The following is a 13,780-nucleotide window of genomic DNA, read 5'->3' on the forward strand; positions in this document are numbered from 1 at the left end:
TCATCTGGGGCCAGCCGCCCGCAAAAGACAAGCCGCATCCGCGAATGGTCCTGCGGCTAGCGCCCGCGCTCCTGCCGGAGCTTCTCCCAATACTCCAGCCGCTTGCGTAGCTCGCGCTCGAAGCCGCGCTCCGGCGGGTCGTAGAAGTGCTGGCGGCCGAGCGCGTCCGGCCAGTAGTTCTGGCCGGAGAACGCATCCGGCTGATCGTGGTCATAGGCGTAGTCGGCGCCGTAGCCCTCCTCGCGCATCAGCTTGGTCGGGGCGTTGAGGATGGTCTTGGGCGGCGTCAGCGAGCCGCGCTCCTTCGCCACCCGCATGGCGGCCTTGTAGGCGTTGTAGGCGGCGTTCGATTTCGGCGCCGTCGCCAGGTAGATCACGCAATTGGCCAGAGCGAGTTCGCCTTCCGGCGTGCCCAGCTGCTCATAGGTCTGCGCCGCCGCGCGGGCATGGACGAGCGCCTGCGGATCGGCGAGCCCGATGTCTTCCACCGCCATCCTGACCAGCCGCCGCGCCAGGAAACGCGGGTCCTCGCCGGCGTCGAGCATGCGCGCGAAATAATAGAGTGCCGCATCGGGATCGGAACCGCGGATCGTCTTGTGCAGGGCGGAGATCAGATTGTAGTGGCCGTCCTGCGCCTTGTCGTAGATCGGCGCGCGGCGCTGGATCACCTCCGACAGCCCGTGCTCGTCGAGAATTTCGCCGGGCTTGGCCGCCCGCCAGATTTCCTCGGCCAGCGTCAGCACGGCGCGCCCGTCGCCATCGGCGAAGCGGGCGAGCGCGAGCCGCGCCTCCGGCGTCAGCGGCAGTTCCCGACCTTCCAGCACCTCGGCCCGGCCGAGCAGGAAGAGCAGCGAGCCCTCGTCTAGCGCCTTGAAGGTCAGGACGCGTGCCCGCGACAGCAGGGCCGCATTCAGCGCGAAGGACGGGTTCTCGGTGGTGGCGCCGATCAGCGTGATCGTGCCGTCCTCCATCACGGGCAGAAAGGCGTCGAGCTGGGCCCGGTTGAAGCGATGGATCTCGTCGACGAAGAGCAGCGTGCCCTTGCCGCCGAGTCTGCGCCCGCGCGCCGCCTCGAAGACCCGTTTCAGGTCGGCCACACCCGAGAAGATCGCGCTGATCTGCTCGAAGCCGAGGTCGACGAGCCCGGCGAGCAGCCGCGCCACCGTCGTCTTGCCCGTGCCGGGCGGGCCCCAGAAGATCAGGCTGCCGAGCGTGCCGGAGGCTACCAGCCGCGTCAGCGCGCCGTCCGGCCCGGTCAGGTGCTCCTGCCCCGCCACCTCGGCAAGCGTCGTCGGCCGCAGCCTGTCGGCGAGCGGGCGAGGCCCCGCCTTGTCGAGGCCGGAGGCGGAGAAGAGGTCGCTCACCCCGGGAAGACCGAGGTGATCGTCTGGCCCTTGCGCGAGATCGTCACCTCCCAGGCGCGGCGCCGCTCCCGCAGGATCGCCTCGACGTCGCGCGATGTCGCCATCCGCTCGCCGTTGAGTGCCATGATGATGTCACCCTTCTGAAAGCCGATATTGGCCGCGCTGCTGCCCTCCTCGACATCGCTGACGACCACGCCCTCATTGGCCGTCTCCATCGAGAGTTCCTCGGCCAGGGCCGGCGAGAGGTTGGCCACGGTCAGCCCTGCCAGCGGCGAACGGCTCGTCAGCTTCACGGGGTCGCGCGGGCGGCTTTCGGGTGCCGCGATCAGCTTGACCGGGACCGAGATGCGGTTGCCGTTGCGCAGCACGGTCAGCATGGTGGTGCCGCCGATCGGCCGCGTCGCGAAGCGATAGCCGAAAGCCTCCGGATCGTCGACGGCGACACCGTCGACGGCGAGGATCACATCGGAACGGCGCAGGCCCGCCATATCGGCAGGCCCCTTCTCGACCACGCTGGCGACGACCGAGCCCGCCGGCCGGTCGAGGCCGAGCCCATCGGCGACATCGGCCGTCAGCGCCTGAAGCCGCGCGCCGAACCACGGGCGCTTCACGGTCGTGGCGCCCGCCTTGGCGCTGTCGACGACCAGGCGGACCATGGCGGAGGGGATCGCGAAGCCGATTCCGACGCTGCCGCCCGAGCGCGAATAGATCGCCGTGTTGATGCCGACGACGCGGCCCTTCATGTCGATCAGCGCGCCGCCGGAATTGCCGGGGTTGATGGCCGCATCCGTCTGGATGAAGGACTGTGCGTCGCCGACGCCGATCTGCGTGCGCGCCAGCGCCGAGACGATGCCCTGCGTCACCGTCTGGCCGACGCCGAAGGGATTGCCCATGGCAAGCACGATGTCGCCGACCTGCAACTCGTCCGTATCGGCCAGTTCGATCGCGGTGAGGTTCTTCACGTCGGCGACCTTGAGCACGGCGAGGTCGGTACGCGGGTCGCGCAGCAGGATCTTGGCCTCGACCTCGCGCTTGTCGGCGAAGGCAACCTTCACCTCGCTCATATTCTCGATCACGTGGTTGTTCGTCACCACGAGACCGGCCTGCGCATCGACGACGACGCCTGAGCCGAGCGACCGCTGCACGCGCTCACGCGGGACGCCGAAGCCGCCGTCACCGAAGAACCGGCGGAAGAACGGATCGTCCATGAACGGGTTCTGCGGCCGCTTTTCGACGCGCGCCCCGTAGACATTGACCACCGACGGCGCTGTCCGCTTCACCAGCGGCGCAAAGGACAGCGTGATCTGCTCGCGCGTCTCCGGCACCTGGCGCGCCTGGCCGAAGGCCGGCCAGGGCGCGAGGGCGGCGCCGAGCGCGCATGCGAACGCGGCGGCGGCCAGCCTGTTGCGATATCCTGCAAAGCCTTCGGTCATGCTGTCCTCGTCTCGAAACAAGAGCCTGTCGCTGAAGCTCGCAACCGAGCGGTCGATCGGCATTCCGCACTCTGCCGGGCTCGATCGGCGCCGGCTTCTCATCGACATGTCGTGCAAGCGCGCCTCCTCGGCAAGAGCCGAAGCGGCAATCCGCCCACGCCGATGCCTCGCAGCTGCGGACAACCAAAAGAAAAAGGCGGCCCGAAGGCCGCCTTTCCGGAAAACTGCCGACGATGCAGCCGCTCAGGCGGCTTCGTCTTCCGCCGTGAAGACCGGGCCGGAATCCTTGCCCTTGGCCTCGACGTCGCGGTCGACGAACTCGATGATCGCCATCGGCGCGTTGTCGCCGAAGCGGAAGCCCGCCTTCATGATGCGGAGATAGCCGCCGTTGCGCTCCTTGTAGCGCGGGCCGAGGACCGCGAAGAGCTTGCCGACGAGCTCGACATCCTTGATCTGCGCGATCGCCTGGCGGCGGGCGTGCAGGTCGCCGCGCTTGCCGAGCGTGACCAGCTTCTCGACGACCGGACGCAGGTCCTTGGCCTTCGGCAGGGTGGTGGTGATCTGCTCGTGCTTGATCAGGGCCTGAGCCATGTTGGCGAACATCGCCTGGCGATGCTCGGCCGAGCGGTTGAAACGACGACCGCGGAAACCGTGACGCATTGTTTGGCTCCTTCGTTGCTTACGGCCGCCGTGCCACGGTACGGCCGTTCCTTATGCTCCGGCTCGGGATGAACCGGGCGGGGTTGGCGCGGGATGCCTCCCGCGCCGGTTGAAGCTCAGTAGTGCTCTTCGAAGCGCTTCGCGAGCTCTTCGATGTTCTCCGGCGGCCAGCCCTGGACGTCCATGCCCAGGTGAAGGCCCATGGTGGCGAGCACTTCCTTGATCTCGTTCAGCGACTTGCGGCCGAAGTTCGGGGTGCGCAGCATCTCGCCCTCGGACTTCTGGATGAGGTCGCCGATATAGACGATGTTGTCGTTCTTGAGGCAGTTGGCCGAGCGGACCGAAAGCTCGAGCTCGTCGACCTTCTTGAGCAGCGCCGGGTTGAAGGGCAGCTGCGGCGCGGCCGAGACGGCCTCTTCCTTGCGCGGCTCCTCGAAGGTGATGAAGACGGCGAGCTGGTCCTGCAGGATGCGGGCGGCGAGCGCCAGCGCGTCCTCGGGGGTGACCGAGCCGTTGGTCTCGATCGCCAGCGTCAGCGAATCCTTGTCGAGGTTCTGGCCTTCGCGGGTGTTCTCGACCCGGTAGGACACCTTCTTGACCGGCGAGTACAGGCTGTCGACCGGGATCAGGCCGATCGGCGCATCCTCGGGGCGGTTCTGCTCGGCCGGGATGTAGCCCTTGCCGGTGTTGACCGTGAACTCCATGCGGATCTCGGCCCCGTCGTCGAGGGTGCAGAGCACCAGCTCGGGGTTCAGGATCGAGACGTCGCCGATGGTGTTGATGTCACCGGCGGTGACGGTGCCCGGGCCCGACTTGCGCAGGGTCATGCGCTTCGGTCCCTCGCCCTGCATCTTGATGGCGATCGCCTTGATGTTGAGGACGATGTCGGTGACGTCCTCACGGACGCCCGGAATCGAGGAGAACTCGTGCAGTACGCCGTCGATCTGGACGGCGGTGACGGCCGCGCCCTGGAGCGACGACAGGAGCACGCGGCGCAGAGCATTGCCGAGCGTCATGCCGAAGCCGCGCTCAAGCGGACGCGCGATCACGGTGGCCAGACGCTTCGGGTCGTCTCCGACCTTGACTTCGAGCTTGTTCGGCTTGGAAAGATCCTGCCAGTTCTTGCTGATCACGACCGCACTCCTGGTGCTGAATTCATCTGGCGGCCGAAAGCCGCCCCGGACAGGCGCCCGCCCCTGCGGGCGCCTTCAAGGCTACAAGTCAGGCGTCAGACGCGACGGCGCTTGCGCGGCCGGCAGCCATTGTGCGGGATCGGCGTGACGTCGCGGATCGAGGTCACGGTGAAGCCCGCGGCCTGGAGAGCGCGAAGAGCCGACTCGCGGCCCGAACCCGGACCGGTCACCTCGACCTCGAGGGTGCGCATGCCGTGCTCGGCAGCCTTGCGGGCGGCGTCCTCGGCGGCGACCTGCGCGGCGTAGGGGGTCGACTTGCGCGAGCCCTTGAAGCCCATCGTACCGGCCGAGGACCACGAGATCGTGTTGCCCTGCGCGTCGGTGATGGTGATCATGGTGTTGTTGAACGAGGCGTTCACATGGGCGACGCCGGAAACGATGTTCTTGCGTTCCCTACGGCGAACGCGCTGGGCTTCTTTAGCCATGGTCTTTTCTCTTGTCCTTCAGGCGCGCCCGTCATTCCAGGCGCTGGGGAAGCCGCCCACCCCTTCGGGTCAGGCGGCGCAAAGCAGCGGGCCGGAGAACCGGCCCGCCGAAATCACTTCTTCTTGCCGGCGATCGGCTTCGCCTTGCCCTTGCGGGTGCGGGCGTTGGTGTGCGTGCGCTGGCCGCGGACCGGCAGCGAGCGGCGATGGCGCAGGCCGCGATAGCAGCCGAGATCCATCAAGCGCTTGATGTTCATCGAGACCTCGCGGCGCAGATCGCCCTCGACGAGGTAGTCCCGGTCGATCGCCTCGCGGATCTGGAGGACCTCGGCGTCGGTCAGCTGGTTGACGCGGCGCTCCGGCGCGATGCCGACCTTCTCGACGATCTCCTGGGCCTTGGCCGCGCCAATGCCGTGGATGTACTGCAGGCCGATGACGACGCGCTTGCCGGTGGGAATGTTGACGCCCGCGATACGAGCCATGACCTCATCTCCATGTCGGCCGAAGCGCCCGATGGCACCCCGGCGGTGGGAAAAATCCCGCGTCCGGTGGAGGCCGGCTCATGCAGGATGTCGAACGATTCCACGCGAGAACGCGACGTCGCCCCTTCTTGCGAAGGTAACGGCATCGCTCCCATGAAACCGGATAGCGGCTCGTTAGCGACTCGGGCTGCAGGAGTCAACCCATGCAACCCAAGATTCATGCCAACGAGCTGGCGAAGAGCTTCGCTCTAGCCGCGCACTGTTTCTGACAGTGCACTCTCGATCGCCGCCGAGACCGCATCGATCGGATGCATGCCGTCGATCTCAGTCAGCTGGCCGCGCTTGGCGTAATAGGGCGCCACGATCGCGGTATCGCGATTATACGCCTCCAGCCGGGTCTTGAAGACCTCCGGATCGTCATCCTTGCGTACCGGCTGGCCGGCCGCCCTCGCCTCCTCGGCGCGGCGGACGATGCGATCGACAAGCTTCGACTGGTCGACCTTGAGCTCGAGCACCGCGTCGAGCTTCAGGCCCTTGCCTTCCAGCATCTTGTCCAGGGCTTCGGCCTGCGCCAGCGTCCGCGGGAAGCCGTCGAGGATGAAGCCCTTCTTGGCGTCCGGCTCCTCGATCCGGTCGGCGACGATGCCGATGACGATCTCGTCCGAGACCAGTCCGCCTGCGTCCATCACGGCCTTGGCCTGCTGGCCGACCGGCGTACCGGCGGCGACGGCTGCGCGCAGCATGTCGCCGGTGGAGAGTTGCGGAATGCCATGCTTCGCGACGATGCGCGCCGCCTGAGTGCCTTTGCCCGCCCCCGGCGGCCCCAGGAAAATCAACCGCATCTTATCTCCGCGCTCCTCGCAATTTGGCCTTCTTGACCAGCCCCTCGTACTGATGGGCCAGCAGGTGCCCGTGGACCTGGGCCACGGTATCCATCGTCGTCGTCACCACGATGAGCAGCGAGGTGCCGCCCAGGAGGATGATCGGAATCTGAGCATAGGTGATCATGAACTCGGGGATAAGGCAGACGATGGTCAGATAGCCTGCGCCGAGCACGGTGATCCGGGTCAGGATGCGGTCGATATGCTCGGCCGTCCGCTCGCCGGGACGGATGCCCGGCATGAAGCCGCCATGCTTCTTGAGGTTGTCCGCCGTCTCGACCGGGTTGAACACGATCGCCGTGTAGAAGAAGCAGAAGAAGATGATCAGCGCCGCATAGAGCACCATGAACAGCGGCCGGCCATGGGCGAGATAGGTCGCGATCGTCGAGAGGATGCCGGTGCCGCCCTGCGCCTGCGAGAAGCTGGCGATCGTGGTCGGCAGCAGCAGCAGCGAAGAGGCGAAGATCGGCGGGATGACGCCCGAGGTGTTGAGCTTCAGCGGCAGGAACGAGGTCTGGCCCTCATACATGCGGTTGCCGACCTGGCGCTTCGGGTAGTTGATCAGCAGGCGCCGCTGGGCGCGCTCCATGAACACGCAGAAGGCGATGACGCAGATCGCCATCACAAGGATGCCGAGCAGAAGCCCGGTCGAGATCGCACCTTGCCGGCCGAGCTCGAGGGTCTGGGCGAGCTGCGCCGGAAATTCGGCGATGATGCCCGCAAAGATGATCATCGAGGTGCCGTTGCCGATGCCACGGCTGGTGATCTGCTCGCCGAGCCAGAGCAGGAACATCGTGCCGCCAACCAGCGTGATCGTGGTCGAGAGCAGGAAGAACGGCCCCGGCTCCAGCACGAGATTGCCCGAACCTTGCAGACCCACGCCGATCGCATAGGCCTGGAACACCGCCAGAACCAGCGTGAGGTAGCGGGTGTACTGGTTGAGGATCTTGCGGCCCTGCTCGCCTTCCTTCTTCAGCGCCTCGAAGCTCGGAATGACGCTGGAAAGCAGCTGCACGATGATCGAGGCCGAAATGTAAGGCATGATCGCCAGCGCGAAGATCGCCAGCCGGCCGACGGCGCCGCCTGAAAACATGTTGAACAGGCCCAGCACGCCGGCCTGGCCCTGCTGGCGGAACAGGTCGGTCACCGCATCGGGATTGATCCCCGGCAGCGGGATATAGGTCCCCAACCGATAGACCAGCAGCGCACCGAGCGTGAACCAGATGCGCTTCTTGAGTTCGTCCGCCTTGGCGAGCGCCCCGAAATTGAGGTTTGCCGCTAGCTGTTCAGCCGCCGATGCCATGCGTCGGATCCCTGGGTCTCAGTCGATATTGAAGCACGCCGTCTGCCGAAGTCGCGGTGCGATTTTCAGGGGCGTACTGTGCGTCAAACAGTCGAACGGCGGCCAAGGCGCATGGCCCGGCCGCCGTTCGCGAACGTCATGTAGGCGTTCTGGTCACGCCTGTGAAGCGGCGGCCAGGATCTTGACCGAACCGCCGGCCTTCTCGATCGCCGCGACGGCCGACTTGGAAGCGCCGGCGACCTCGAAGGCGAGCTTGGTCTTGAGCTCGCCATTGCCGAGGATCTTGACGCCGTCCTTGGCCTGGCGCGTGATCACGCCGGCGGCGACGAGCGCCTCGACGGTGACGGCGCCCTTGGCATCGAGCTTGCCCGCCTCGACGGCCTCCTGGATGCGGCCGAGGTTCACCTCGTTCAGCTCCTTGGCGAAGAGGTTGACGAAGCCGCGCTTCGGCAGGCGCCGATAGAGCGGCATCTGGCCGCCTTCGAAGCCCTTGACCGCCACGCCGGCGCGGGCCTTCTGGCCCTTGACGCCACGTCCGCCGGTCTTGCCCTTGCCGGAGCCGATGCCGCGGCCGACGCGGATGCGCGACTTGGCCGCGCCTTCGTTGTCACGAATCTCGTTGAGTTTCATGTGTCTGCCTCCTCACTTCGCGTCGACGACGCGCACGAGGTGCTTGACCTTCTCGACCATGCCACGCACCGCGGGGGTGTCCTGGAGGGTCGAGCGGCGGCGAATCTTGTTCAGGCCGAGACCGATCAGGGTCTGGCGCTGGGTGGCGTCGCGGCGGATCGGGGAGCCGATCTGCTCGACGGTGACGGTCTTCTCAGACTTTGCCATCGATGCCTCCTCACGCTTCCGCGGCCGCATCCGCGCCGGCGTCGCGGCGGCGGGTCTGCAGGGCCGAAACCTTGAGCGAGCGACGGGCCGCGACCGAGCGCGGGCTGTCCTCGTTCTTCAGCGCGTCGAAGGTGGCGCGCACGAGGTTGTACGGGTTGGAGGAGCCGAGCGACTTGGACACGACGTCCTGCATGCCGACCGCCTCGAAGACGGCGCGCATCGGGCCGCCGGCGATGATGCCGGTACCGGCCGGAGCGGCGCGCAGCACGACCTTGCCGGCGCCATGGCGGCCCTGCACGTCGTGATGGAGGGTACGGCCCTCGCGCAGCGGGATGCGGACGAGGCCGCGCTTGGCGGCTTCCGTCGCCTTGCGGATCGCCTCGGGAACTTCACGGGCCTTGCCGTGGCCGAAGCCGACGCGGCCCTTCTGGTCGCCGACGACGACGAGCGCGGCGAAGCCGAAGCGACGTCCGCCCTTCACCACCTTGGCGACGCGGTTGATGTGGACGAGCTTGTCCACGAATTCGGAATCGCGCTCTTCGCTATCCCGACGCTCACGCGGCTCTCTAGCCATGTGTTGAGTCCTCTTACTTGCGCGGACGAGGATCGAAGCCCCGCCGCTCGCTCGAGCCTAACCCCGTGCGTCATTGCCCGGGGAAGCTTGGAAACGGGTTTCGCCCGCCTGGCGCTCGCGCACCGGACGGGCGAAATCCGAAAACCTCAGAAGCTGAGGCCGCCCTCGCGGGCCGCATCGGCCAGCGCCTTGACGCGGCCATGGTACATATAGGGACCGCGGTCGAAGACCACCTCCGTCACGCCGGCCTTGACCGCGCGCTCGGCGACGATCTTGCCGATCTGGGCGGCGGACTCGACATTCGCGCCGGACTTGATGTCCTTGCGCAGGTCCTTGTCCAGCGTCGAGGCCGAAGCGAGGGTGACCCCCTTCACGTCGTCGATGACCTGGGCGTAGATCTGCTTGCCGGTGCGGTGCACCGACAGGCGCGGGCGACCATTGGCAACCGCCTTGATCGCGCGGCGAACGCGGGCCTTGCGGCGCGCAGTGTTGTCGTTCTGCTTGCTCATGGCGCTTACTTCTTCTTGCCTTCCTTGCGGAAGATGAATTCGCCGGCGTACTTGACGCCCTTGCCCTTGTAGGGCTCGGGGCCGCGATACTCGCGGATCTCCGCGGCGATCTGCCCGACGACCTGCTTGTCGATGCCGGCGACGACGATCTCCGTCGGCTTCGGCGTCGTGATCGCGATGCCGGCCGGGATGTCGTAGTCGATGTCGTGGCTGTAGCCGAGCGACAGCTTCAGCACCTTGCCGTTCACGGCGGCGCGATAGCCGACGCCGTTGATCTCGAGGCGCTTCTCGAAACCGGCGGTGGTGCCGATCACGAGGTTGTTGATGCGGGCACGCGAGGTGCCCCAGAGCGCGCGGGCGCGCTTCGACTGCGAACGCGGCTGCACCGCGATCGCGCCGTCCTCCATGGCGACCGAGACGTCCTCGGGCACCTCGAAGGAAAGCTCGCCCTTCGAGCCCTTGACCTTGACGAGCTGGCCGGTGACCGAGGCGGTGACGCCCGCGGGAACCGGAACCGGCTTCTTACCGATACGAGACATTGGATCTCTCCTGAAGATGAGCGGCGCCTGACGGGTCAGAAGACCCGGCAGAGCACTTCGCCGCCCACGTTCTGCTCGCGGGCCACATGGTCGGCCATCACGCCCTTCGGCGTCGAGACGATGGTCACGCCGAGGCCGTCGGCCACGCGCGGCATGGTCTCGACCGACGAATAGACGCGGCGGCCGGGCTTCGAGACACGGGAGATCGACCGGATGACCGGCTGACCCTCGTGATACTTCAGCTCGATGTCGAACTCGGTCCGGCCGTTGCCGAACTCGGTCGTCGAGTAGCCGCGGATGTAGCCCTCGGTCTGAAGCACGTCGAGCACGCGGGCCCGCAGCTTCGAGCCGGGGGTGGACACGCGCGACTTGCGGCGCATCTGCGCATTGCGGATGCGGGTCAGCAGATCGCCGAGCGGATCAATGACTGCCATTGTTCCTGTCCTCCTTACCAGCTCGACTTCACGAGGCCGGGAACCAGCCCCTTGTTGCCGAGCTCACGCAGCGCGACACGCGACATCTTCAGCTTGCGGTAGAACGCACGCGGACGGCCGGTCACCTCGCAACGGTTGCGGATGCGGTTCTTGGCCGAGTTGCGCGGCAGCTCGGCGAGCTTCAGGCGAGCGAGGAAGCGCTCGTCCATCGGCTGGTTGTCGTCATTGGCGATTGCGAGCAGACGAGCCCGGCGGCCGGCGAATTTCTTCACCAGCTTCCTGCGGCGCTCGTTGTTCTCGACGGAGCTTTTCTTAGCCATCGATCTCTCCTGGTTTCCGCGTTTGAACGGTCAGTTCACTGCCGGAACGGGAAGTTGAAGTGCTTGAGCAGGGCGCGCGCCTCGTCGTCCGACTTCGCAGTCGTGCAGACGATCACGTCCATGCCCAGGACCTGGTCGACCTTGTCGTAGTTGATCTCGGGGAACACGATGTGCTCCTTGATCCCGAGCGCGAAATTGCCGCGCCCGTCGAACGACTTCGGGTTCAGGCCCCGGAAGTCGCGCACCCGCGGAAGCGCGATGGTGACGAGCCGGTCGACGAACTCGTACATCCGCGTCTTGCGCAGCGTGACCTTGCAGCCCACCGGCATGTTCTCGCGCAGCTTGAAGCCGGCGATGGCCAGGCGGGACTTGGTGATGATCGGCTTCTGGCCGGCGATGAGGGCGAGATCGCCCGCGGCGTTGTCGACCTTCTTGCGGTCCGCCGTCGCCTCGCCAACACCCATGTTGATGACGATCTTCTCGATCGTCGGCACTTCCATGGCGTTCTTGTAGCCGAATTCCTTGATCATCGCGGGACGGACGACGTCCTCGTAATGCTTCTTCATGCGCGGCGAGAGAGCCGCCTGCTGAGCTTCAGCCATCGATCAGATCCCCCGAACGCTTGGCGAAACGAACCTTGCGGCCGTCATCGAGCACCTTGAAACCGACGCGGGTCGCCTTGCCGTCCTTGGGATCGGCGACGGCAATGTTCGACAGGTCGATCGTCGCTTCCTTGCTGATGATGCCGCCCTCGGACTGCGGGGACTGCTTGGTGTGGCGCTTCACCAGATTGACGCCACGCACGACGGCGCGGGCATCCTTCGGGAGCACCTGCAGCACTTCGCCGGTCTTGCCCTTGTCGCGGCCGGCGAGCACGACGACCTTGTCGCCCTTCTTGATCTTCGCAGCCATCACAGCACCTCCGGCGCCAGCGAGATGATCTTCATGTGGTTCTTGGCGCGCAGCTCGCGCGGAACCGGTCCGAAGATACGGGTGCCGACCGGCTCCTTCTGGTTGTTGATCAGCACGGCCGCATTGCGGTCGAAACGGATCACCGAGCCGTCGGGGCGCTTGACGTCCTTGGCGGTGCGCACGACGACCGCCTTCATGACGTCGCCTTTCTTCACGCGGCCGCGCGGGATAGCTTCCTTGATCGAAACGACGATGATGTCGCCGACACCGGCGTACTTGCGCTTCGACCCGCCGAGAACCTTGATGCACATCACACGACGCGCGCCGGAGTTGTCGGCGACGTCGAGATTCGTCTGCACCTGGATCATGGCCTTGATCCTTCCTAGTGGTATCAGGCGGTTTCCCGGACGGCCTCAGCGCTGGCCGGGACTACGACTGACGGGGGTCGATCGCCCCCTGGCCTCAAAACAAAACACGATCCGCAACGGTGGCTTCCACCTTTGCGGAGAAACATGTCCGGCTTCTTTCCGCCCCGCCCTGCCCCGTGATTCGGGGCCGGGCGAAGCCGTTCCCGACTTACGCCTTGGGGGCGTCGTCGAGTACAACCCAGCTTTTCAGCTTGGAAATCGGCTTGGACTCCTCGATCCACACCGTGTCGCCGACCTTGAACGAACCCGCCTCGTTGTGGGCGTGATAGTTCTTCGTGCGGCGAACCGTCTTCTTGAGGAGCGGGTGCGTATAACGCCGCTCGACCTTGACCACAACAGTTTTGTTCTGCTTGTCGCTGACGACGACGCCCTGCAGTACGCGCTTAGGCATTATTCTCTCCTCACGCGCTCGCCGCGACGGTCTTCGACCGCTGCAGCGTCTTGATACGGGCGATGTCCTTGCGCACCTCGGTGACGCGCGCGGTATTCTCGAGCTGGCCCGTCGCCTTCTGGAAGCGCAGGTTGAACTGCTCCTTCTTCAGCTTGAGCAGTTCGTCCTGGAGCTGGTCCGTGCTCATCGCGGTGAGGTCGGACAGACGCTTGGTGGTTTTCATCTCGCCCTCCCTTACTCGGCGATGCGCTGGATGAAGCGGGTCTTGATCGGCAGCTTGGCCGCGCCGAGGCGGAGCGCCTCGCGGGCGATCTCCTCGGACACGCCGTCGAGCTCGAACATGATCCGCCCCGGCTTGACCTTGGCAGCCCAGAATTCGGGCGAACCCTTGCCCTTACCCATGCGGACTTCGGTCGGCTTGGCCGAGACCGGCACGTCGGGGAACACGCGGATCCAGACGCGGCCAACACGCTTCATCGCGCGGGTGATGGCACGGCGGGCGGCCTCGATCTGCCGGGCGGTGACCCGCTCCGGCTCCTGGGCCTTCAGGCCGAACTGGCCGAAGTTGAGGTCCGTGCCGCCCTTGGCGACGCCGTGGATGCGTCCCTTGAACTGCTTGCGGAACTTGGTGCGTTTTGGTTGCAGCATGGCTCTTCTCGATCAGCCTTACGCAGCCTGCTCGCGACGATCGCGATCGCGGTGATCGCGATCACGGCCGCCGGAACGGCCGCCCTCGTCGGAGAGGCGCTTGTCCTGGGCCATCGGGTCGTGTTCCAGGATCTCGCCCTTGAAGATCCAGACCTTGATGCCGCACGTCCCGTAGGTCGTGAAGGCGGTCGCCACGCCGTAATCGACGTCGGCGCGCAGCGTGTGCAGCGGCACACGGCCCTCGCGATACCATTCGAGGCGGGCGATCTCGGCGCCGCCGAGGCGGCCCGAGCAGTTGATGCGGATGCCCTCGGCGCCGAGACGCATCGCCGACTGCACGGCGCGCTTCATGGCGCGACGGAAGGCGACGCGGCGCTCGAGCTGCTGGGCGATCGAGTCGGCGACGAGCGTCGCGTCGATCTCGGGCTTGCGCACCTCGACGATGTT

General features: G+C 66.3%; 22 protein-coding genes. All 22 read right to left on the reverse strand.

Going from position 1 to position 13,780, the window contains the following annotated elements; translation table 11 throughout:
• Positions 1-56 precede the first annotated feature (56 nt).
• Entirely contained in the window at positions 57-1,364 is a 1,308-nt protein-coding gene (locus tag BGO20_RS06475; protein ID WP_291661778.1) for a replication-associated recombination protein A, read from the reverse strand.
• Positions 1,361-2,797, reverse strand: coding sequence for a DegQ family serine endoprotease (locus BGO20_RS06480; RefSeq protein WP_291661777.1), 1,437 nt, complete (start codon positions 2,795-2,797; stop codon positions 1,361-1,363). The genes BGO20_RS06475 and BGO20_RS06480 overlap by 4 nt, the downstream gene beginning before the upstream one ends.
• A gap of 243 nt (positions 2,798-3,040) precedes the next feature.
• Positions 3,041-3,457 carry a 50S ribosomal protein L17 gene (gene rplQ / locus BGO20_RS06485; protein WP_112581138.1) on the reverse strand — a complete coding sequence of 139 codons (417 nt, stop codon included), beginning with the start codon at positions 3,455-3,457 and terminating at the stop codon, positions 3,041-3,043.
• Positions 3,458-3,573: 116 nt separating this feature from the next.
• Positions 3,574-4,590, reverse strand: coding sequence for a DNA-directed RNA polymerase subunit alpha (locus BGO20_RS06490; protein WP_291661776.1), 1,017 nt, complete (start codon positions 4,588-4,590; stop codon positions 3,574-3,576).
• A 95-nt stretch (positions 4,591-4,685) separates the two neighbouring features.
• Positions 4,686-5,075, reverse strand: coding sequence for a 30S ribosomal protein S11 (gene rpsK / locus BGO20_RS06495; protein WP_043237079.1), 390 nt, complete (start codon positions 5,073-5,075; stop codon positions 4,686-4,688).
• A 113-nt stretch (positions 5,076-5,188) separates the two neighbouring features.
• The gene (gene rpsM, locus BGO20_RS06500) at positions 5,189-5,557 is read right to left on the reverse strand and encodes a 30S ribosomal protein S13 (protein WP_291661775.1); all 369 of its coding nucleotides are present in this window, start codon (positions 5,555-5,557) and stop codon (positions 5,189-5,191) included.
• A gap of 248 nt (positions 5,558-5,805) precedes the next feature.
• Positions 5,806-6,399, reverse strand: a complete 594-nt coding sequence (locus BGO20_RS06505; RefSeq protein ID WP_291661774.1) for an adenylate kinase — start codon at positions 6,397-6,399, stop codon at positions 5,806-5,808.
• Between the two features lies 1 nt (position 6,400).
• Positions 6,401-7,741, reverse strand: a complete 1,341-nt coding sequence (secY, locus tag BGO20_RS06510) for a preprotein translocase subunit SecY (RefSeq protein WP_291661773.1) — start codon at positions 7,739-7,741, stop codon at positions 6,401-6,403.
• Between the two features lie 153 nt (positions 7,742-7,894).
• Positions 7,895-8,371, reverse strand: coding sequence for a 50S ribosomal protein L15 (rplO, locus tag BGO20_RS06515; protein WP_291661772.1), 477 nt, complete (start codon positions 8,369-8,371; stop codon positions 7,895-7,897).
• A 12-nt stretch (positions 8,372-8,383) separates the two neighbouring features.
• Positions 8,384-8,578, reverse strand: a complete 195-nt coding sequence (gene rpmD, locus BGO20_RS06520; RefSeq protein ID WP_291661771.1) for a 50S ribosomal protein L30 — start codon at positions 8,576-8,578, stop codon at positions 8,384-8,386.
• A gap of 10 nt (positions 8,579-8,588) precedes the next feature.
• Complete coding sequence (gene rpsE / locus BGO20_RS06525) at positions 8,589-9,152, reverse strand: 30S ribosomal protein S5 (RefSeq protein ID WP_089175057.1); 564 nt, start codon at positions 9,150-9,152, stop codon at positions 8,589-8,591.
• A 146-nt stretch (positions 9,153-9,298) separates the two neighbouring features.
• Positions 9,299-9,661 (reverse strand): 50S ribosomal protein L18, encoded by a 363-nt coding sequence (gene rplR / locus BGO20_RS06530; protein ID WP_291661770.1) that lies wholly within the window; start codon positions 9,659-9,661, stop codon positions 9,299-9,301.
• 5 nt (positions 9,662-9,666) lie between these two features.
• Positions 9,667-10,200, reverse strand: coding sequence for a 50S ribosomal protein L6 (gene rplF / locus BGO20_RS06535; protein WP_291661769.1), 534 nt, complete (start codon positions 10,198-10,200; stop codon positions 9,667-9,669).
• Positions 10,201-10,235: 35 nt separating this feature from the next.
• Entirely contained in the window at positions 10,236-10,634 is a 399-nt protein-coding gene (gene rpsH, locus BGO20_RS06540; RefSeq protein WP_089175054.1) for a 30S ribosomal protein S8, read from the reverse strand.
• Between the two features lie 14 nt (positions 10,635-10,648).
• On the reverse strand, positions 10,649-10,954 hold the full coding sequence (gene rpsN, locus BGO20_RS06545; RefSeq protein WP_055730189.1) for a 30S ribosomal protein S14: 306 nt from the start codon (positions 10,952-10,954) through the stop codon (positions 10,649-10,651).
• A 35-nt stretch (positions 10,955-10,989) separates the two neighbouring features.
• A complete protein-coding gene (gene rplE / locus BGO20_RS06550) occupies positions 10,990-11,556 on the reverse strand; it encodes a 50S ribosomal protein L5 (RefSeq protein WP_291661767.1) in 567 nt (188 codons plus the stop codon).
• The gene (gene rplX / locus BGO20_RS06555; RefSeq protein ID WP_199085554.1) at positions 11,549-11,866 is read right to left on the reverse strand and encodes a 50S ribosomal protein L24; all 318 of its coding nucleotides are present in this window, start codon (positions 11,864-11,866) and stop codon (positions 11,549-11,551) included. Before rplX ends, rplE begins: the two co-directional genes overlap by 8 nt.
• On the reverse strand, positions 11,866-12,234 hold the full coding sequence (rplN, locus tag BGO20_RS06560) for a 50S ribosomal protein L14 (RefSeq protein WP_089175051.1): 369 nt from the start codon (positions 12,232-12,234) through the stop codon (positions 11,866-11,868). The genes rplX and rplN overlap by 1 nt, the downstream gene beginning before the upstream one ends.
• A 208-nt stretch (positions 12,235-12,442) precedes the next feature.
• A complete protein-coding gene (gene rpsQ, locus BGO20_RS06565) occupies positions 12,443-12,685 on the reverse strand; it encodes a 30S ribosomal protein S17 (RefSeq protein WP_291661764.1) in 243 nt (80 codons plus the stop codon).
• 10 nt (positions 12,686-12,695) lie between these two features.
• Entirely contained in the window at positions 12,696-12,908 is a 213-nt protein-coding gene (gene rpmC / locus BGO20_RS06570; protein ID WP_158443403.1) for a 50S ribosomal protein L29, read from the reverse strand.
• A gap of 11 nt (positions 12,909-12,919) precedes the next feature.
• Complete coding sequence (gene rplP, locus BGO20_RS06575; protein ID WP_291661763.1) at positions 12,920-13,333, reverse strand: 50S ribosomal protein L16; 414 nt, start codon at positions 13,331-13,333, stop codon at positions 12,920-12,922.
• Between the two features lie 18 nt (positions 13,334-13,351).
• Positions 13,352-13,780: 30S ribosomal protein S3 (gene rpsC, locus BGO20_RS06580; protein ID WP_299857085.1), on the reverse strand; the 429-nt coding region annotated here is incomplete at its 5' end.

Origin of the sequence: Allobosea sp. 67-29 (genome assembly GCF_001898115.1) — a bacterium.
Classification (GTDB): Bacteria; Pseudomonadota; Alphaproteobacteria; order Rhizobiales; family Beijerinckiaceae; genus Allobosea.